General features: G+C 36.8%; 15 protein-coding genes. 7 read left to right on the top strand and 8 right to left on the bottom strand.

Annotated elements, in window-relative coordinates; genetic code table 11:
* Window positions 1-52: 52 nt before the first annotated feature.
* Window positions 53-4,489 (bottom strand): DNA polymerase III subunit alpha, encoded by a 4,437-nt coding sequence (gene dnaE / locus SJY30_RS11475; protein ID WP_396632315.1) that lies wholly within the window; start codon window positions 4,487-4,489, stop codon window positions 53-55.
* A gap of 400 nt (window positions 4,490-4,889) precedes the next feature.
* Between dnaE and SJY30_RS11470 the strand changes: the two genes are divergently transcribed.
* The 6 genes from SJY30_RS11470 (at window position 4,890) to SJY30_RS11445 (ending at window position 9,872) form a co-directional block, all read left to right on the top strand.
* A complete protein-coding gene (locus SJY30_RS11470) occupies window positions 4,890-5,465 on the top strand; it encodes a 30S ribosomal protein S16 (RefSeq protein WP_396632314.1) in 576 nt (191 codons plus the stop codon).
* A 13-nt stretch (window positions 5,466-5,478) separates the two neighbouring features.
* Window positions 5,479-6,006, top strand: a complete 528-nt coding sequence (gene rimM, locus SJY30_RS11465; RefSeq protein ID WP_396632313.1) for a ribosome maturation factor RimM — start codon at window positions 5,479-5,481, stop codon at window positions 6,004-6,006.
* A gap of 328 nt (window positions 6,007-6,334) precedes the next feature.
* The gene (locus SJY30_RS11460; protein ID WP_396632312.1) at window positions 6,335-7,204 is read left to right on the top strand and encodes a sensor histidine kinase; all 870 of its coding nucleotides are present in this window, start codon (window positions 6,335-6,337) and stop codon (window positions 7,202-7,204) included.
* Window positions 7,201-7,914, top strand: coding sequence for a LytR/AlgR family response regulator transcription factor (locus SJY30_RS11455; protein ID WP_396632311.1), 714 nt, complete (start codon window positions 7,201-7,203; stop codon window positions 7,912-7,914). The genes SJY30_RS11460 and SJY30_RS11455 overlap by 4 nt, the downstream gene beginning before the upstream one ends.
* A gap of 64 nt (window positions 7,915-7,978) precedes the next feature.
* Entirely contained in the window at window positions 7,979-8,638 is a 660-nt protein-coding gene (locus SJY30_RS11450) for a tRNA1(Val) (adenine(37)-N6)-methyltransferase (RefSeq protein ID WP_396632310.1), read from the top strand.
* A gap of 55 nt (window positions 8,639-8,693) precedes the next feature.
* Window positions 8,694-9,872 (top strand): acyl-CoA dehydrogenase family protein, encoded by a 1,179-nt coding sequence (locus SJY30_RS11445; RefSeq protein WP_396632309.1) that lies wholly within the window; start codon window positions 8,694-8,696, stop codon window positions 9,870-9,872.
* Between the two features lie 142 nt (window positions 9,873-10,014).
* On the opposite strand, the gene SJY30_RS11440 is transcribed toward SJY30_RS11445, so the two are convergent.
* The 6 genes from SJY30_RS11440 to SJY30_RS11415 form a co-directional block, all read right to left on the bottom strand.
* Complete coding sequence (locus tag SJY30_RS11440; RefSeq protein WP_396632308.1) at window positions 10,015-11,370, bottom strand: GH1 family beta-glucosidase; 1,356 nt, start codon at window positions 11,368-11,370, stop codon at window positions 10,015-10,017.
* Between the two features lie 74 nt (window positions 11,371-11,444).
* Window positions 11,445-12,479 (bottom strand): glycosyltransferase family protein, encoded by a 1,035-nt coding sequence (locus SJY30_RS11435; protein ID WP_396632307.1) that lies wholly within the window; start codon window positions 12,477-12,479, stop codon window positions 11,445-11,447.
* Window positions 12,476-13,339: a UDP-2,3-diacylglucosamine diphosphatase gene (locus SJY30_RS11430; protein WP_396632306.1), complete on the bottom strand. Its 864-nt coding sequence runs from the start codon at window positions 13,337-13,339 to the stop codon at window positions 12,476-12,478. Before SJY30_RS11430 ends, SJY30_RS11435 begins: the two co-directional genes overlap by 4 nt.
* A 239-nt stretch (window positions 13,340-13,578) precedes the next feature.
* On the bottom strand, window positions 13,579-15,876 hold the full coding sequence (locus SJY30_RS11425) for an FdhF/YdeP family oxidoreductase (protein ID WP_396632305.1): 2,298 nt from the start codon (window positions 15,874-15,876) through the stop codon (window positions 13,579-13,581).
* Between the two features lie 81 nt (window positions 15,877-15,957).
* Window positions 15,958-16,323 carry a DUF7009 family protein gene (locus SJY30_RS11420; protein WP_396632304.1) on the bottom strand — a complete coding sequence of 122 codons (366 nt, stop codon included), beginning with the start codon at window positions 16,321-16,323 and terminating at the stop codon, window positions 15,958-15,960.
* A 263-nt stretch (window positions 16,324-16,586) separates the two neighbouring features.
* Window positions 16,587-17,465, bottom strand: a complete 879-nt coding sequence (locus SJY30_RS11415; protein ID WP_396632303.1) for an NDP-sugar synthase — start codon at window positions 17,463-17,465, stop codon at window positions 16,587-16,589.
* Window positions 17,466-17,609: 144 nt separating this feature from the next.
* Between SJY30_RS11415 and SJY30_RS11410 the strand changes: the two genes are divergently transcribed.
* Window positions 17,610-18,962, top strand: a complete 1,353-nt coding sequence (locus SJY30_RS11410) for a Gfo/Idh/MocA family protein (RefSeq protein ID WP_396632302.1) — start codon at window positions 17,610-17,612, stop codon at window positions 18,960-18,962.
* An 8-nt stretch (window positions 18,963-18,970) separates the two neighbouring features.
* On the opposite strand, the gene SJY30_RS11405 is transcribed toward SJY30_RS11410, so the two are convergent.
* The gene (locus tag SJY30_RS11405; RefSeq protein WP_396632301.1) at window positions 18,971-20,146 is read right to left on the bottom strand and encodes an AEC family transporter; all 1,176 of its coding nucleotides are present in this window, start codon (window positions 20,144-20,146) and stop codon (window positions 18,971-18,973) included.
* Window positions 20,147-20,180: the final 34 nt, after the last annotated feature.

Below are 20,180 nucleotides of genomic sequence, written 5' to 3'. Positions count from 1 at the left end.
TTCTAAGATGTAAAATTTACTATTTCAATAGTTAAACAGGATACTTACTGCTTTAATTCAGTTTAAAATGAACGTCTTGTTTCTCTAAAAGTTGTAATAGCTCAGTGGAAATATTTACCTTTTGTTTTCGACTATTTAATGTTACCTTAATTTTTTCTTTCATTTCGTAAACGATAAAGTTGACGGGGTGCTCGCCTTTATGATTGGTGAAAGTGTCCTTTAATGTACGCACATTTTCCTCTTTTAAGTCGGCAATGTTCAGTTTTATCGTGAGTTTTCTAGCGTATGTTTCCATCACTTCTTGTAGCAACATAAAACTATTGAACTGCATTCTTGGGTCACCTTTTTTACCGGTATCTTTATTCATCCATCCATCACGTACAAATAATTTTACGTAGGCAAAGGAGTTGATCATTAAGAAGTGTCTGAATTTTAAATATTCCTCTCCGAAAATTCTAAATTCATAAGAGTCGGTATAATCCTCCATGGTAAATGCTGCCCAACCTTTTCCATTCTTAGAAACCCTATGCTGTACATCTGTAATTACTGCGGCAAAGGTAAGTTCTCTATTGACATAGGTAGGTAGATCATTTACGCAAGCTATGTTAGCATTGCAAAATGCCTTTACTTCTGTTTTAAAGTCATCTAAAGGGTGACCAGAAATATAAATACCTACTACTTCTTTTTCTCTTCGAAGTTTTTCCATAGTACCCCATTCCTCGCATGGTGGTACTACTGGTTCTGGTATTTGTACCTCGCTTGCATCACCAAAAAGGCTTACTTGGCTGGAGTTCTCGCTTTCTTGAAATTTAGCGCCATATTTTATGGTCTTCTCTAAAAACGTTACTCCGTCTCCTTCATTATGAAAATACTGTGCTCTGTGTGTATCGCCAAAAGAATCGAACCCTCCTGCAACGGCTAAACTTTCAAATGCTTTTTTATTTGCTGCACGAAGATCTATTCGTTTTGCAAAATCGAATACGGATTTGTAGGGTCCTTCTTCTTTTCTGTTTTCTACGATGGTTTCTACCGCACCACGCCCAACACCTTTTACGGCACCCATTCCAAAACGGACAGCACCGGCATCGTTTACGGCAAACTTGTAATAAGATTCATTTACATCCGGGCCCAAAACATCCAAGCCCATACGTTTACATTCTTCCATGAAGAAAGTAACCTGTTTAATATCGTTCATATTATTACTCAATACCGCTGCCATATATTCAGCAGGGTAGTGGGCTTTGCAATATGCGGTTTGGTATGCGATCCATGCATAGCAGGTGGAGTGAGATTTGTTAAAGGCGTAGGCAGCAAATGCTTCCCAATCCTTCCAAATTTTCTCCAGTTTATCAACTGCATGTCCTTTTGCTGAAGCTTGATCAATGAACTTTGGCTTCATTTTATCTAGTACGTGCTTCTGCTTTTTACCCATTGCCTTACGCAAGACATCGGCTTCACCTTTTGTAAAGTCTGCCAACTTTTGTGAAAGGAGCATCACTTGCTCCTGGTATACCGTAATTCCATAGGTTTCCGCTAGGTATTCTTCACAGGCATCAAGGTCATATATAATTTCTTCCGTACCGTGTTTACGGGCAATGAAACTTGGTATATATTCCATTGGACCAGGGCGGTACAAAGCGTTCATAGCAATAAGATCCGCAAAAACGGTAGGTTTTAGCGATCTCATGTGTTTCTGCATTCCGGGAGATTCATATTGGAATACACCAACTGTTTCTCCTCTTTGGAAGAGCTCGTATGTTTTTACATCATCTAACGGAAAATTCTCTGGGTCTAGCTCAACACCGTGTTTTGCTTTTACAATTTTGACGGTGTCCTTAATCAAGGTCAGCGTTTTCAACCCCAAGAAATCCATCTTTAACAATCCGGCATCCTCCACAACGGAGTTGTCAAACTGTGTACAGTACATCTCGGAATCCTTGGCAAGTGCCACGGGTACGAACTTGGTAATGTCATCTGGGGTAATAATAACCCCACAGGCATGAATACCGGTATTACGAACAGAACCTTCTAAAACGTACGCCTGGTTTAAAGTTTCCGATTCAGGACCATCACCTTCGGAAATTGCTAAAAGCTCATTTATCTTTTCTAAATCTTCTGATCTAAATTTCGATCTCAAGACTTTTTCATCGACCCCAATAATCTTTTTTAACTTAGACATATCGGGTATCAACTTTGCCATGCGGTCTGAATCTTGCAGAGGTAAATCCAGGGCACGTGCCGTATCTCTAATAGCAGATTTAGCAGCCATGGTACCATAAGTGATAATCTGTGCCACTTGGTTAGCCCCGTATTTGTCAATTACATAGTCCATTACACGACCACGCCCTTCATCATCAAAATCAATATCAATATCGGGCATACTTACACGATCCGGATTTAGGAAACGCTCAAAAAGTAGGTCGTACTTAATAGGGTCTAGATTCGTAATCCATAAACAGTAGGCAACGGCAGATCCTGCGGCAGATCCACGGCCGGGACCTACGGATACATCCATAGTTCTTGCTGCCCTAATAAAATCTTCCACAATCAAGAAGTAACCAGGATAGCCCGTTTTTTCAATTACTTTAAGCTCAAAATCTAATCGCTCATCAATAGCGGGTGTAATTTCACCATATCTTTTCTTTGCGCCTTCATAGGTAATGTGGCGTAGAAATTTATTTTCACCACGTTTGCCACCATCTAGCTTGTCTTCCTCGAACTGAAATTCTTCTGGAATATCGAACGCAGGTAACAGTACGTCACGAGCTAAAGTAAAGGTCTCTACCTTGTCAACGATTTCTTGAATATTGATGATAGCTTCAGGGATATCCTTAAAAAGCTCCTTCATCTCATCAGATGACTTAAAGTAGTATTCTTGGTTTGGTAATCCGTAACGATATCCACGACCACGACCAATTGGTGTAGCTTGTTTTTCACCATCCTTAACACATAAAAGAATGTCATGCGCGTGTGCATTTTCCTTTTCTACGTAGTAGGTGTTATTGGTGGCTACTAATTTTACATTATGATTTTTAGCAAACTGAATCAAGACTTGGTTTACACGATCTTCATCTTCTTGACCATGGCGCATGATTTCAATATAAAGATCACCGCCAAAAGTCTCCTTCCACCAAATTAATGCTTCCTCGGCTTGTTTTTCACCAACGTTCAATACTTTACTAGGAACCTCGCCATACAAGTTTCCTGTCAGCACCATGACATCTTCTTTGTACTGCTCAATCACCTTTTTATCGATACGGGGCACATAGTATTTACCCGAAACAAAGGCAATTGATGACATCTTGGCTAAGTTCAAATAGCCCTTCTTGCTCTTGGCGAGCATTACTATTTGGTAGCCGTTGTCTTTTTGTGATTTGTTGGTATGATCTTCACAGACCTGAAATTCGCAGCCTATTATAGGAGTTATTTCTTGTTCAGGTTCCGGTAGTTCGGTTAAGGGCTCTTGACCTTCTTCTAAAGTGTCGTTTTGTGTAGCTTCATATCTTTTCTGATTTGCTTCATTTCTAGAAACAACACCTTTGTTATGATTTAACACTCCGTTTACGAAATGAAATGCACCCATCATATTCGCATGGTCCGTCATGGCCACTGCAGGCATTTTGGCTTTTGCTGCAGCTTTTACCAAATCAGGAACACTTATGGTAGATTGTAATATGGAGAATTGTGTGTGATTATGTAAATGTGAGAAACTTGCGTTCTCTAAAGTAGCCAAGTTTTCTTCTATCTCTTCTTGAGAAACTCCGCCCGTATCTTTTGCCCAAAGAGCATCGGCAATTTTTTTCGATGCTTTTTTAAGGTTGATGTGTTTAAGACCGATAAGTTCAATTTCCTGCGGATTAGCCTCAGAGAAATTCTTGAAATAATCGGGTTGAACATCTAACTGTTCTTTTGTATACTGTTGCTTACGTATAAGTTCTAGAAAGCAACGTGTGGTTGCCTCAACATCGGCAGTTGCATTATGCGCTTCGCCAAAAGGCTCTCCAAATAAATATTGGTGCAATTCTGTTAATGTGGGTAACTTGAATTTACCACCTCTACCACCAGGGATCTGGCATAATTGTGCCGTGTGTTCTGTACAGGTATCTAAAACAGGAAGTTCTTGTAGCGGATTTTCAACACCCAAACGGTGGAATTCCGCGCCCATAATATTTAAATCGAAACCTACATTCTGTCCAACAATGAATTTTGTTTTAGACATGGCAATGTTGAATTTCTCCAAAACCTCTGCAAGAGAAAGACCTTTTTGCTCGGCAAGCTCAGTAGAAATACCGTGAATTTGCTCGGCATCATAAGGAATGTTGAACCCCTCTGGGCGAACTAGGTAATCTTCATGCTCAATGCATTTTCCCATATCGTCATGCAGCTGCCATGCAATCTGTATACAACGTGGCCAGTTGTCTGTGTCTGTAATAGGTGCGTTCCAGTTTTTTGGAAGACCGGTAGTTTCGGTATCAAATATGAGGTACATAGCGAATTTTCTGTGTGTTCAAAAGCGGTCAGTTACGTGACCTAAAAAGTGCCTATAAAATTACTAAAAAGTGCTTGTTAGAAAAAGCGGAGTTGCTAAGAGTTATTAACGAGTGCTTTTTATGAGTAATAAATGAATAGTATAGTTAGAACTGTGCTTGCTGATTAATAGCTGGAGGGCTAGTGTATATGGTGGTTACTGTTAGATAGTTGTATTTTTGAATCTTCTATTTTGCATTTTTGAAAAAGCCAGTTGAAATAACTTAAATTCATTGTTGCCAATTCAGCATTTTAAATTATATTTGCACCCGCTTTCAGATTAGCTTTGCTGGCTGATGGCGAACGAGTTAAAAAACTAGAATTAATAATCAAGGGTCGGGCACCCTACAAATTAATGTGATATGCCAGTAAAAATTAGATTACAAAGACACGGTAAAAAAGGAAAACCATTCTATTGGGTAGTTGCTGCAGATGCAAGAGCTAAAAGAGATGGTAAATTCTTAGAGAAATTAGGTATCTACAATCCTAATACTAACCCTGCAACAATTGAACTTGATGTTGATAGTTCTGTAAAATGGTTACAAAACGGTGCGCAACCAACTGATACTGCTAAAGCTATTCTTTCTTATAGAGGTGTTCTTTTAAAGCATCACTTATTAGGTGGTGTTCGTAAAGGTGCATTGACCGAAGAGCAAGCTGAAGAAAAATTCAATGCTTGGGTTACTGAAAAAGAAGCTGCTATTGCTGATAAAGTTGGTGGTATTGATAAAGTTAAAGCTGATGCTAGAGCTGCTGCCTTAAAAGCGGAAAAAGAAGTAAACGATAAGCGTGCTGCTGAAGCTGCCGCTGCTGCTTTACCAGAAGTTGCTGAAGGTGAAAACGCTGAAGCTGAAGTAGAAGCTGTTGAAGCTGCTGGTGAGCCAGAACAAGCTGTTGAAACTCCAGAAGCTCCTGCTGCTGAAGAAGATAAAGCATAATTTTTAAGAAACGATGCGAAAGGAAGATTGTTTCTACCTAGGTAATATCGTTTCAAAATATAGTTTCAAAGGTGAGGTACTGGTTAAACTAGATACCGATGATCCCGAGATTTACGAAAAAATGGAATCAGTATTTGTTTCTTTAGGAAACAATCTGGTTCCATTTTTTATTAAAAGATGCCGACTTCATAAATCTAACTTACTTCGTATAGATTTTGAAGAGGTGAAATCAGAATCTGATGCGGACCGCATTATGAAATCTGGACTATACTTACCACTTACCATGTTGCCCAAACTAACGGGTAACAAGTTTTATTATCATGAAATCATCGGTTTTACTATGATAGATTCTGTTCACGGTGATATAGGTATAATACAAAGCGTTAACGATACTACAGCACAAGCTTTGTTTGAGGTGGAGAAAGACGGAACTCAATTATTAATACCTGTTAGTGACGATATTATCACTAAAGTAGATCGTGAGAACAAGAGTATTTTTGTCACTACACCTGAAGGTTTGGTTGATCTGTATTTGTCTTAGTTTTTATTTGCTTTTTTCAGGTACTATTTAGGAGAGTAAATACTAAAAGATAAAACCAATAAAGATTACTATTAACAGTAATTAATAGTAGAAATAGTATTAATTTTTCATCATGGATATTAGATTGATGAAGTTTTTACGAAAGCCTAATTTTTTTGGTGTAAATGATATTAAACCATGGCATCATTTTTTATTCTGGTCTGTATATTTCGTCTTTAATACTTTTCGTTGGTCATTTATTCATGACAATTTTCTATTGTCACTACACACTAATATAATTGGGTTTCCAATACATATGTTTTTGGCGTATTTAAATGCTTATTATTTAATGCCAAAATTTATCTATAATAAAAAGTATATCCAATACACGCTTTTTATAATAGCAGCATTAATACTAATGCTATTGGTGAAATTTAATCTTACTTATTATTTGGTAAGTAAAGATGTAATGCCAGAAAGTTCAGAAATTATTGATAGGTTAACTATTGGTTTTGCTGTGCAAAGTATGATAGGTGAAGTGTATGTAATATCATTTTTTACGGCTATAAAATTAACGGTTGATTGGATTAGGGAAAGTAGTAAACTTCATGATTTAGAAAAGCGTCAACTTAAAACGGAACTTCGTTTTTTAAGGTCTCAGGTCTCACCACATTTTTTCTTTAATACCTTAAATAATATATATTCTTTAACCTTAGAAAAATCTAATCAGGCGCCAGAAGTAATTTTAAAATTATCTGAACTGATGAGATACTTGCTGTATGCCACTAAAAAACAGCGTCAAGATTTAACAAGTGAAATTAATTGTATAAGAAATTACATAGATTTGGAACGTATTCGGTTCGATGATTCTTTGAAGATTGATATGAATATTTCTGGCGATCTTACGAATTGTAAGATTCCGCCAATGCTTTTGATTCCTCTTATTGAAAATTGCTTTAAACATGGGGCAAATAAGAATATTGGGGAAATGAAGATTAAAATAGATGTCAACGTAGAGGACGGATTTATGGGTTTTAAAGTGTCAAATTCCATTCCGCTCGTAAATACAGAATATAAATATCCTGTAAAACGCGGTGGTATAGGACTCTCAAATGTAAAAAAACGTTTAGAGTTGGGGTATGATAAAAATGATTACGAATTAAAGATATTTGAGGAGGATAAAATGTTCAATGTTGTTTTAAAGCTTAAGGTAGTATGATTTTAAAAGTGATAGTAGTAGATGATGAACCGTTAGCAATAAATGTGCTTAAAAACTATATAGAAAGAGTCAAGGAATTGAAATTAGAAGGTACCTTTTCTAACGCGTTAGATGCATCAACTTTTTTAAGAGATAATCAAGTAGATATTATGTTCTTGGACATTAATATGCCTTTTCTTGATGGATTGGAATTTTTAAGTACACTAGATAAAAAGCCATTTGTAATTATGACAACTGCACATGAAGAGCATGCCTTGAAAAGTTTTGAGCTACAGGCAATAGATTACTTGGTGAAACCGATTTCACTACCACGTTTCTTTAAATCTGTAGATCGTGTTATCGGTCTTAAGAAAGGTTCTGGAAATAGTGGTTCAGATAAGGATGAGAAGCCATCTATTTTTGTGAAGGTCGATAAAAAGAAACTTCAGAAAATATATCTTGAGGAGATAATGGTTATAGAAAGCCTTAAAGATTATATCAGGATTATTACCCCTACTGCTAAATATATCATTCATAGTACACTGAGTAGTTTTACAGATGAACTACCTGGAGATAATTTTATTAGAATACATCGATCTTTCACGATTGCAGTAGATAAGGTAAATGTAGTAGAAGGAAATAGTGTTGAAATTGGCGGTATTAGATATACTATTGGCAGAAGCTACCTTGCAGATGCAAAAAGTAGAATATTAAATAACTTAACACATTAGAAAATATACATTGAGCGAGCTATTTAAATTTAAACAATTTAGTATTAATCAAGACCGTTGTGCCATGAAAATTGGTACGGACGGCGTTCTGTTGGGTGCTTGGACTACAGTAGATAATAATCCAGAATCCATTCTTGATATTGGTGCCGGTACAGGAGTTATAGCATTGATGCTTGCACAAAGAAGCAATGCTGAGGTAATTGACGCCCTAGAAATAGAACCGGATGCCTATGAGCAGTGTGTGGAGAATTTTGAATTATCCCCATGGGGGGATCGGTTATACTGCTATCATGCCGGTCTGGATGAGTTTGTTGATGAAATTGAAGATCAATATGAGTTGATAGTCTGTAATCCTCCATTTTATTCAGAAAATGTTGCATCAGGAAATGTACAACGAGATCAGGCACGGCAAAATGAGTTTCTTCCTTTTGATGAACTCATAGCGGCAGTTTCAAAGTTGTTGTCTGAGAATGGCGTGTTCACCACAATTATACCTTTTAAGGAAAAAGATGCTTTTGTGAAAAGAGCTGAAGGTGAAGGTTTTTTTTTGAATGAGTCTTTGCATGTGAGAGGAAACCCAACCGCAGAAATAAAACGTGTGTTATTGACGTTCTCTAGAGTAGCCAAAGAATGCGATAACACAGAATTGATCATCGAAACTGATAGGCATGTATATACTGCTGAGTATGTGGACTTGACTAAAGAGTTTTATTTAAAAATGTAACTTTAGTGTATTAAAATGTTATATTTCTTTAATTATCTTTGATAAAAGCATTGTTATGAGACCAGATTTATTTGAAGCACCAGACTACTATAATTTAGACGATTTACTTTCTGAAGAACATTTGCTAGTTCGCGATGCTGCACGCCAATGGGTAAAGAGAGATGTATCTCCAATCATTGAAGAATATGCCCAAAAGGCAGAATTTCCAAAGCAGATAATAAAAGGTCTTGCAGAGATTGGAGCTTTTGGACCGTACATTCCTGAAGAATATGGTGGTGCAGGCTTAGATCAAATAAGTTATGGACTCATTATGCAAGAAATTGAAAGGGGAGATAGTGGTGTGCGTTCTACGGCATCTGTGCAATCTTCTTTGGTGATGTACCCAATTTATACTTACGGCACTGAAGAACAACGTAAAAAATACCTGCCAAAACTAGCTTCTGGTGAATGGATGGGTTCCTTTGGGTTAACAGAGCCTAACCATGGTTCCAATCCTAGCGGTATGGAAACCAAGTACAAAGATATGGGTGATTATTATTTGTTGAACGGTGCCAAACTTTGGATTTCGAATTCACCGTTTTGCGATATAGCTGTAGTATGGGCAAAGAATGAGGAAGGTCGTATTCACGGTTTAATCGTGGAACGTGGAATGGAAGGTTTTACCACACCAGAAACACATAATAAATGGTCTTTAAGAGCTTCGGCTACGGGAGAATTGATATTTGATAATGTAAAAGTACCAAAGGAAAATTTGTTGCCGAATAAGTCAGGATTGGGAGCGCCTTTGGGTTGTTTGGATTCCGCGAGATTTGGAATTGCATGGGGTGCGATCGGTGCGGCTATGGATTGCTATGATACTGCATTAAGATATGCAAAAGAGCGCATTCAATTTGGTAAGCCTATTGCAGCAACACAATTGCAGCAAAAGAAATTAGCGGAAATGATTACCGAGATCACCAAAGCGCAATTATTAGCGTTTCGTTTAGGACAATTAAAAAATCAAGGTAAAGCTACTTCTGCACAAATTTCCATGGCGAAAAGAAACAATGTGGAGATGGCTATTAAAATAGCTCGTGAAGCAAGACAGGTTTTAGGTGGTATGGGCATTACAGGTGAATATAGCATTATGCGCCATATGATGAACTTAGAGAGTGTAATCACTTATGAGGGTACACATGATATTCACTTATTAATTACAGGTGCGGATATTACGGGTATGCCCGCTTTTCAATAAAGTAACATTTTACTATAGTAGCCTTAACATAGCATAACGAATGACAATATATCTTTGCATTGCGCAAGTAAGATGTTTGTATGTTTATTTTGGATAAAAGCTTAAGCCGGTGGGAGCATCGGCTTTTTTTTGTGCCTTTATTTTAGTTGGATAGGAATTGAGAGAACCATTTTCCAGAAGATTTTATTGTTCTTTTTAGTGTTTTAAAATCAATATATACCAATCCAAATCGTGGATGGTACCCTTCTGCCCATTCAAAATTATCTGTAAATGTCCACACGAAATATCCGTAAATATTTAATCCAGCTTGTTTTGCCTTTAAAACTTGAGTTAAATAGCCTTGTAGAAAGTCCGTCCGTTTCGTATCGATAATGTTGTCACCATCTATCTTATCTTTAAAAGCGGCTCCATTCTCGGTGATAATTATTTTTTTTATTTGTGGGTAGTTGTTGAACTTTTCAATCATATTGTAAATGCTAGGTGGGTAAACTTCCCAGTCCATCAATGTAGTAGCAACATTTCTTTTACTGGCTTTTACAATCTTGGCTCTTATGTAAGGTACTAAAAAGCTGTATTTTACTTTTTCACGCGTATAGTTCTGAATTCCTATAAAATCAAAATCGAACTTACAATCATCCATATCCGTAGGTTGAATATAGGGCTGTAGTTTCTTTAGAACCGGAGCTTCTTTTGTGGGGTAACCCAAACCAAGTGCTGGCTCAATGAATAAACGATTGAGTAAGGCGTCAACTTTTATAGCGGTTTTTTTATCTCTTTTATTCTGTCTATAGGGTGTAATCTGTGAACATGAAAATGTAGTGCCAATGTTGGCATTGGGTACTAGTTTTCGAAGTATTCTGCCGCCTTCTGCCTGACAAAGAACTGCATGGTGTGCGGCAGGTAGAAAATTTTTCAAGCCTTTTTTACCTGGCGCATGTACACCTAAAAAATATCCGGCACCAGTAAAAACCATAGGTTCGTTCATTACCATCCAATTTTTCACCCGGTCGCCAAAAGCATTAGCGCATACTTGAGTGAACTCTGAAAACCATGTAACGATTTGTCTAATGGTCCATCCTCCTTTTTCTTCTAGGGTTTGAGGTAGATCCCAATGGTATAAAGTGATCCATGGAGTAATATTTTGTTCCAAACAAAAATTTATGACATCATTATAAAATTGTATACCAGCTTCATTTATAGTACCTGTACCATTAGGTAAAACCCTTGCCCATGAGATTGAAAAACGATAGTTATCAATATTCATGGATTTCATTAACAAAATATCTTCTTTGTATTTATGGTAGAAATCACAAGACACATTTGCGTTTTCTCCGTTAAGAATCACTTTTGGTGTGGCGGTAAACTTGTCCCAAATAGAAGGTCCTTTACCATGCAAATTGTGTGCACCTTCAATTTGATATGCTGCCGTGGATACTCCCCATGTAAAATCCTCACCAAAATCTGATGCGTTCAAAATGGTTTCTTTATTTTCTTTCAATGATATAGGATGCTTTTAGGGAATTACTCGATAGTCGAGATTTAATAGTTACGATGCTCGTGTCTAAATTATAGTTACACTTTCAATTCAATGCCAGGCAAACTTGCTGCGTGGTTTTTTACTAGAGATTCTTCTAAAAGCTTAGAAACGATTTCATCTGTAATATCCGGGTAATTAACAGGTACGATTGTATCGGTTTCTAGCCAGTGTCTTACTTTGTCTAGATGCTTTTTTTTGAGCGATTTTATAACCGGAACGCCCATTTCTGCCAATGCCGCAGCATTGCATTGCTGTTCATACTGCCCTTTCATAGGTATGACAAGCAATTTCTTTTGCATGTAAAGACTTTCTGCTGGGGCTTCAAAACCAGCTCCACATAAAACACCTTTACTGGAGGCCATGCTTTTTACAAAAGCTTCATTGGTAATGGGTTTTATATGAATATTTTTATTGAAATATTCATAGGTGTTGTGCTTGGAAAAAACTTCCCATTTTACGCTCTTCATTTTGCTTAAAAAATTCAATAATTTCTCATCACTATATGAAGGTAGATATACCGTGTAGTGCTCCCCTTTTGTAATTGTTGCAGAACGAATGTCATCTCTGATTATGGGTGTATAAATATTTTTTTCATAAGACTTAAAATGTAAGCCGTATTGTTGACTGGTAGGGGCGTAGTTGTTTAAAATCCATTTGCCCATTCTATCTTTTTTCTTTGGTTTTGGTGCTAGGTCAGATAAAACTGCAGCTTGGTGGCTAAAGCTATAACAGGGCTTGTTTTTTAACTTACATGCCCATGCCGTCACTGGCTCAAAATCATTTATGATGAGGTCGTAATCTTCTACAGGAATACTCTTAATTTCTTTCTGCAAGCGCATAGAATTCGCCCTGTAGTAAGTTTTCCAGACATCTACGCCTCCTTTTTTACCAAAGATGAAACTAAGTCCCTTCAACTGATATCTAACAGGGTAGGGTAGCTTTATATCCGCTTGTATGCCGCTAACCAAAATATCTAACGAGATGTTATGTTTTAAAAGCGCTGGTATTACGTCTCGCGCTCTACTTAAATGTCCGTTTCCGGTACCCTGAATTGCATATAGTACTCTCATTTACTCTGCTGTGTCATTCCACTAATTCTAAACTCTTCTAGTAAACTTTGAAAAAGCTCTGCCTTTTCTAATACAAATGTTTCCTCCTTAATATCCTCTTTATGGTCTATGGTAAGCTGGTCTTCTAGATATGAATAGAGTTTCCACTTTCCATTATGGTATTCTAGTGCGGTTAAGTTTTCTATCCAATCTCCAGAATTAAGGTAGGTTACCTCACCTTTTTCTGTTTTTATATTACGAATTTCCGGTTGGTGAATATGACCGCAAATCACGTAATCATATCCGTTCTCTATGGCAATATCCGCTGCTATCTGTTCAAAGTCATTAATGAACTTTACCGCAGATTTTACGCCGTTCTTAATTTTTTTGGACATAGAAATAGGTCCTTTGCCCATTTTCTTGCTAATGAAGTTTATAGCTCTATTCAATAAAATCAAGAAATCATAGCCTTTAGCACCAAGCTTGGCGACCCATTTAGAATGCTGCATGGTTACATCGAACACATCACCATGAAAAATCCATGCTTTTTTGTCTTCTAGCGGAATCACCATTTTGTTTACAATACTTAAAGAACCCATGCTATTTCCAGAAAACTTACGCAAAAGCTCATCATGGTTGCCTGTTACATAATGAACTGGTATACCTTTCGCTACCCATTCTAATAGAAGCTTGATCACCTTCATATGGGATTTAGGCCAGTAGCGCTTACTAAATTGCCAGATATCTACAATATCACCATTTAGAATTACTTCTTTTGGCTTAATTGATTTCATATATTTTAAAAGTTCTTTGGCGTGGCAGCCGTATGTTCCTAAATGAACATCAGATATGACCACAATATCAACTGGTCTTTTTTTCATAAAATGGTTGGAGGTTTTTGAACTGAAACTTTTAAGAAAGTAAAGTGGGGTAAATTGACCCCTAACTTGGCATTAAATGCAAGAAGGGTATGTGAGAAAATGGTCAATTCAATAGATTTCATGTACTGAAACATATGACCGTAAAGTTTCAAAAAATAAGGGAATAGAAAGGTTATTGCTAACTTATTTTTGAGTTACCAGATTGTTATGTAATTGAATGTCAGTGGTGTGTTGGTTAACTATTTCTTTACCAATCTCACCTTAACCGATTTGCTTATAGGTGTTTTGCTTCGGTCTGCGAAATGGTTATACGGCACTAAGACATTGGTTTCAGGAAAGTAAGAAGCCAAATTACCTGACGGAATATTATAGGGTACTACCTTGAAATTATGTGCGGTTCTAATAATTTCATCATAAGTGCTAGTAATATCTACAACATCTAGTTTGTTAAGCCCCACAGCTTTCATGTCATCGATATTCATGAAAATGATTCGTCGTGCATTATATACTCCTCTATAACGATCATCTAAACCATAAATAGTGGTGTTGAACTGATCGTGAGAACGAATGGTCATTAACATGTACTCGTCTTTTGCCAATTTATGCTCTGGTAATTTATTGATAGTAAATTGAGCCTTTCCATTGGGTAGCATACTAAAGTCTAGCTCACGTACATTATTTGGTAAGTAGTAACCAGCACCAACTGAACGCTCTTCTGTTTTGTTAAATCCTTTGGCTACTTGGTCTATTTGTGTTCTTATAAGTTCATAATCTGCGCCTAAGGCTTTCCAATTCATAGAATGGCGTTCTCCAAAATAAGCATGTCCCATATTGGCAATAATCTCGGGCTCGCTCATGATGGTGTCAGAGGCGGGTTTCAGAATTCCTTTAGAGCGTTTTACGCGACCCATACTATTTTCAACAGTAAAATGACGTGGTTTGCCATCTTTCATGTCTTTCTCTGATCTACCAATAGTAGGTAGAATAAGAGCTGTTTTACCGGTAATTAAATGTGTTCTGTTCAGTTTTGTACTGATTTGTACAGTAAGGTCACAGTTTTGAATACCCTTTGCAGTATACTCGGTATCTGAAGCCGCCATTAAAAAGTTACCGCCTAAGCACATAAATACTTTTGCCTTGCCTTCATACATAGCTTTTAGGGTGCCCACAACGTCAACACCTTCGTGATCTGGTGGTGTAAAACCTAAGTGTTCTTTAATACGTTCGTTCATTGCCTTATCAACAAAATGCTGAATACCAACACTGCGGTCTCCTTGTACGTTACTGTGCCCACGAACAGGGCAGGTGCCTGTATTTGGTTTGCCTATAGCTCCCTTAAGTAAAAGAAGATTAATGAACTCTCTAATATTTTCTACTCCATTTTTATGTTGGGTCAGTCCCATTGCCCAACACACTATAATTTTAGATTTGTTAGCTAATAATGCTACGGTTTCATCTATTTTTTCTTCAGATACGCCTGTTTGTGCCAGTAGTTCTTCTGAGTTGTAATTTTTTAAATCGGAAATTAAAGACTCATATCCATCGGTATATTTTTCAATGAATGCATGGTCAAAGACATCATTTGATTTTTCTTCTAACGCAACTAGTTTTTTCAATATCAATTTCACCAAGGGTATGTCTTGGTTAATGTTGACGGGCAAGTGAATGTCTGCCATGTCTTCTCCACCACCTATCCATCCACCAACATGCTGTGGATTTTTAAAATTCACGAGACCAGATTCTTCAAGTGGATTGATGCTAATTACCTTACCACCGTTCTGCTTACATTTTTCTAAAGCAGATAACATTCTTGGATGGTTAGTACCGGGATTTTGACCTGCTATCAAAATAACCTCGGCTTCATAAAGGTCTTCTAAAGTGGTAGACCCTTTACCTATGCCTAAAGTTTCGCCCAATGCAACACCGCTACTTTCATGGCACATATTAGAGCAGTCTGGTAAATTGTTGGTGCCTAGTGCACGTGCGAACATGCCGTATAAAAAAGCGGCCTCATTACTTGATCTACCAGAGGTGTAAAATATAGCCTCATCTGGATTGTTCAACTTTCTTAATTCAGATGCTATTAAATCAAAAGCTGCTTGCCAAGAAATGGGTTCGTAATGAACACTACCTGGTTTTAAAATCATAGGTTCTACCAAACGACCAAATTTATTTAATTCGTAGTCGGTTAGTTTAGATAATTCTTCAACTGAATTTTTTTGAAAAAAACTTGCGCCAATTTTTTCGGTAGTAGCTTCGTCACCTAAGGCTTTTGCCCCGTTTTCGCAATATTCTGCAACAGGTGATGGATGTTCTGGATCAGGCCATGCACAACTAGGGCAATCAAAACCATCTTTTTGGTTCATGCTAAGTAATGTACGCATGGATCGTAACACGCCCATTTCTTTAAAAGTATGCTTTAAAGCTTCACGAACACCTAAATATCCTGCGGCATGCGTAATGGGGTCTTTTAATTCAATATCTAAAAATTCTTCTGATCCTCTAAATGAGACCTTGCGTTCAGTTTTTGCATCCATACTATAAACTTAGTAAATGTAGAAGTAACGATTATAATCATTTCTATTAAAACTGTAATCTAAACGATTAAAACAAGATACTTAACTCAACTTCGGATTTGGGTAATTATCGGATTGGTCTTCTATGGTATTGTCCAAGCACGTAAAATCTTTTTCCAATAAAAGGTAAAGGTCATTTCCAGAAGATGTTTTCATAGTGTGGTCATATGTTATAATGTCATTTGAAAACCAATTCTTTCCTAAATCTTCTGGCATCTCTAGAACGATACCGTTGTTGTCAAAACTGATATGAAGTTGTTCTGTATTACGCTTTAAAACTACACCGTAATTAAATGTTGCGGTTCCAAAATTAGTACTGTCATAAATTTGACCACTCTCCGATAATTGTCTTACTTCGGTCTGGGTCAGTCGAAACCGCACAGAATCACCTTTTATCCTAATTTTCATAGCTATAAATTCAGTTCACCACAAAAATAGACCATCTCACAACAAAAAATAAGCAGATGACATCAATTTGTTTCTGTTTTTTGACCTTACCTGTACATTTACAATGTAATAAAAAACGAATTAAATTTTTTCATTTTCATATAGTGTTCTCGTAAAAGAGTCCGGTCCTTAAAGGTCGGACTCTTTTTAGTTTAGATCATTTTAGAACATAAAAAAACCCATTAAATAACTATCTAATGGGTTCTACTATACGTTTTGAAAATTTACTTCCAAATAGGAGCAGGGTATTTACCTGAATCAGATTTTTCTTTTAAGCTGTTCATTGCTTTTTCTTTATCACTAGCATAAGTTACGCCAAACCAATCTCCGCCAGAAGGTATACATTTCACTTCAATTTCATTTGCCTGTAACATTTCTTGTATCATTAGAGGTATATATAACTCGCTATTCGCTATGCGGTCTTCATCTTTTAAGAATATTCTAAATTCAGATTCGATCTTATCAAAGATAGACGGTCTGCAAACCCAAAAATTCATACTAGCTTGTTCTTCGCCATTAAATTCAAGTTCTGTTTCTTCATCAATTATCTTATCACCTTTTTGAACCAATTTTAAACGTTCTTGAACAGAAACCAAGTTGTCTCCATTTACTTCACAAACACCTCTAGATACTGATCCATGCTCAGAAAGAGTGTTTTTTAACGTGTATCCTAAAAGAGCATATGCGTTATCATCGGTTTTCATGAAATCAGCTGCTTTTTTATAAGCAGATTGTCCGTAAAAGTCATCTGCGTTGATTACAACAAATGGTCCGTTAATAACATTTCTTGCCGTCCAAACCGCATGTGCAGTTCCCCATGGTTTCTTACGTTCTCCTGTAAAAGTAACCCCATCAGGTAAATCTGTAAGTTCTTGTGCAAGAACATTTAGTTTTATATTACTTGGTATTCTTTTAGAAAGGTGCTCCTCTAAAAAAGAAACGTTCTCTTTTTTTGTAATAACTACAATTTGATCGAAGTTGTTCTGAATGGCATCATAAATGGCAAACTCCATTAAAAACTCACCATTAGGCCCTAAATCATCAAATTGTTTTAGCTTTCCATATCTACTACCACTACCGGCAGCCATTAAAAGTAATGTCATAATTTTCTGTATTTACCGGGCAAAAATAGCGAATGTGATTAAAAATCGTACAAAATATTGGTTGTAACAGCTATAAACTTGATGATTAGTTAATATGCATCGGTAACTTTTTATAAATTCAATGTTCATAAACTACACAACTAAATGGCCACAAGAAGAAAATTTATTAGAAGTACATCATTGGCAGGTATGGGACTATTTGTAGTGCCATCTTTTGCACATAATAGTTTTAGCGCTGCAGATAAATTGAATGTTGGTTTAATTGGTGTAGGGTTGAGAGGAACCAACCATTTGCAGAATTTATTGCTAAGAAAAGATGTGAATGTCACCGCAATTTGTGATGTTGACGAAGAGAGAATAAAAATTGCCAATAAACATATAGCTAATGCAAAAGGCAAGTTGCCAAAAGCATTTGGTGCAAATGAACTTGATTATAAGAATCTATTGGCTTTAGAAGAGGTTGATGCAGTAATCATTGCTACACCTTGGTTATGGCACACACGCATGACGGTAGATGCTATGGAAGCCGGTAAATATGCTGGAGTAGAAGTTTCGGCCTCTAATACGCTAGAAGAATGTTGGGATTTGGTGAATACCCATGAGCGAACCGGCGCGCACATGATGATTTTGGAAAATGTGAATTATCGCAGAGATGTATTAGCGGTGTTGAATATGGTGAAACAAAACGTATTCGGTGAAATGGTGCATTACAGATGTGGCTATCAGCACGATTTACGACACGTAAAATTCAATGATGGTAAAACAGCTTATGGTAAGGGTGTTGAATTTGGTGAAAAAGGAATATCGGAATCTAAATGGCGTACCGAGCATTCCGTAAAAAGAAATGCCGATGTATACCCAACCCATGGTTTGGGTCCGGTAGCCGTAATGGCAGATGTTAATCGCGGTAATCGGTTTGTATCAATGACCTCGCATGCATCTAAAGGTATCGGTCTACATAACTATATTGTAAAATATGGTGGAATAAATCACGCAAATGCAAAAGTGAAATTTAAACAGGGCGATGTAATTACCTCTACCATTGATACCGCAATTGGAGAAACCATTATTATTACCCATGATTGTAATCTACCTAGACCATATTCTTTAGGATTTCGTGTGCAAGGTGCAAACGGACTCTGGGAAGTTGATGGTAGCAGAATTTATGTGGAAGGGAAATCTGAACCACATCAATGGGATGATGCGCAACCTTGGTTAGAAACATATGACCACCCGCTCTGGAAAAAATATGGGGAATATGCATTAAATGCAGGGCATGGCGGTATGGACTTTTTTGTATTGAACTCTTTTGTAGAATCTGCTAAGCAGAATATTGCTCCACCTTTAGATGCTTACGATGCTGCAGCATGGAGTGCGGTAACACCGCTTTCAGAAGTTTCGATTGCCAATAACGGTGAGCCTCAAGATTTTCCAGATTTTACTCGAGGCCTTTGGATGAAAAGAAAACCTTATGAATGGATGAAGGAATCTTATTAAATATAGCTTTAACTAGCTTTCGCCTCATTCAGGTTTTTTTTGTCTTCGTGGTTAAAATTGTTATTCGCAATAGTTATATGTGGGGTGCTGTCATTTACTTTTTGACGGCTATTGTAACTTATCGCTTTTAGAATATCCGGAGCAAAAGTAATTGCAAGAATAACAGTACCAATTCCAATTAATGTCAACGGGTTGATGAAGTAATCACTAAAAGAGAAGATGCCAATAATCAATAAAGTAGAAAAGGGTAACGAACAAGCCAAAATGTTTAAACCAAAGTTTACATCAAAAGTTGGCTTTGGGTGTTTGTCCTTATCTTCCATAGATTGTATGGCACTCATATGGGCAAATGGCCAAAAACTACAAGCACTTTGTGGAAATACCACTAATAGTAAAATCATGGCAGGTGTTAATGACGGTAAAATAAAGGCAAAAACTCCGCTAAGTAAAAATGCTAGACCACTTCTACGTAATAGCATGGATAAGATTAGTTTAAACTCCCCCGAATTTATTCTAACCGCCATACCGATAAATAGTAGTACCAAAGGGGTCATTAAGCCTTTTATACTTAACGCAGTGTTTTGAAAAAAGGTAGGAAGAGAAGAAAGGTTCAATCCAAAACCAAGCATAATCAAACCTACTACAATAACCATGTTTATAGGTTCATTGATCAATGATACCATTAGACCTTTTAGTTTGCTTTTAGAGGATTCTTTTTTCTCTGTAATGGAGTTCTTACGATACCAATGCATGGCTAACATATACAGTAGTATCAAAACGAATATTTTATTTCCAATATCTGCAAGTGCTGCTAATGCTAAGGTATCGTCACCTAAGTAAGCTACAATAAATGGAAAGCAAGAAAGACCAGGCGCAGTAGATGGCAATAGCATCATCAAGGTCCGTTTTTTACTATTTTCTTCGTTTGGTAATGAAGCTGCTAAAAAATATTTACTAGCGAGTAACATTAATAAATTGAAGGTCAAGGCCATTAATGGGTAAGCCAATAGAGTACCGTTAAGCTCTATTTTTAGAAGTGCAACAAAGATCGTTGCAGGTAGAGCAACACTTAATATTAAGACTTTAACTCCTTTTAAATCTTGCTTGGCTACCTTTTTCTGTAGAAGTACACCAAGACCTATAATAAGTATTAATTCGAGGGTTTTTTGTAGTGCAAAATTCATTTTCGAGTGTTTTTGTTTGAGTAGATAGATGGAT

Origin of the sequence: Maribacter sp. R86514 (assembly GCF_044597005.1) — a bacterium.
GTDB lineage: Bacteria > Bacteroidota > Bacteroidia > Flavobacteriales > Flavobacteriaceae > Maribacter.
Note: the sequence above shows the minus strand (reverse complement) of the source record. Positions and strands in the feature narration are given on the sequence as shown.

What these genes read in the sequence shown, in the direction of transcription:
- dnaE (WP_396632315.1), bottom strand. Translation starts at nt 4,489, where the DNA reads ATGTACCTCATATTTGATACCGAAACTACCGGTCTTCCAAAAAACTGG.
- SJY30_RS11470 (WP_396632314.1), top strand. Translation starts at nt 4,890, where the DNA reads ATGCCAGTAAAAATTAGATTACAAAGACACGGTAAAAAAGGAAAACCA.
- SJY30_RS11420 (WP_396632304.1), bottom strand. Translation starts at nt 16,323, where the DNA reads ATGAAAATTAGGATAAAAGGTGATTCTGTGCGGTTTCGACTGACCCAG.
- SJY30_RS11435 (WP_396632307.1), bottom strand. Translation starts at nt 12,479, where the DNA reads ATGAGAGTACTATATGCAATTCAGGGTACCGGAAACGGACATTTAAGT.
- SJY30_RS11415 (WP_396632303.1), bottom strand. Translation starts at nt 17,465, where the DNA reads ATGACATTACTTTTAATGGCTGCCGGTAGTGGTAGTAGATATGGAAAG.
- SJY30_RS11460 (WP_396632312.1), top strand. Translation starts at nt 6,335, where the DNA reads ATGCCAAAATTTATCTATAATAAAAAGTATATCCAATACACGCTTTTT.
- SJY30_RS11430 (WP_396632306.1), bottom strand. Translation starts at nt 13,339, where the DNA reads ATGAAAAAAAGACCAGTTGATATTGTGGTCATATCTGATGTTCATTTA.
- SJY30_RS11455 (WP_396632311.1), top strand. Translation starts at nt 7,201, where the DNA reads ATGATTTTAAAAGTGATAGTAGTAGATGATGAACCGTTAGCAATAAAT.
- rimM (WP_396632313.1), top strand. Translation starts at nt 5,479, where the DNA reads ATGCGAAAGGAAGATTGTTTCTACCTAGGTAATATCGTTTCAAAATAT.
- SJY30_RS11405 (WP_396632301.1), bottom strand. Translation starts at nt 20,146, where the DNA reads ATGAATTTTGCACTACAAAAAACCCTCGAATTAATACTTATTATAGGT.
- SJY30_RS11450 (WP_396632310.1), top strand. Translation starts at nt 7,979, where the DNA reads ATGAAAATTGGTACGGACGGCGTTCTGTTGGGTGCTTGGACTACAGTA.
- SJY30_RS11445 (WP_396632309.1), top strand. Translation starts at nt 8,694, where the DNA reads ATGAGACCAGATTTATTTGAAGCACCAGACTACTATAATTTAGACGAT.
- SJY30_RS11410 (WP_396632302.1), top strand. Translation starts at nt 17,610, where the DNA reads ATGGCCACAAGAAGAAAATTTATTAGAAGTACATCATTGGCAGGTATG.
- SJY30_RS11425 (WP_396632305.1), bottom strand. Translation starts at nt 15,876, where the DNA reads ATGGATGCAAAAACTGAACGCAAGGTCTCATTTAGAGGATCAGAAGAA.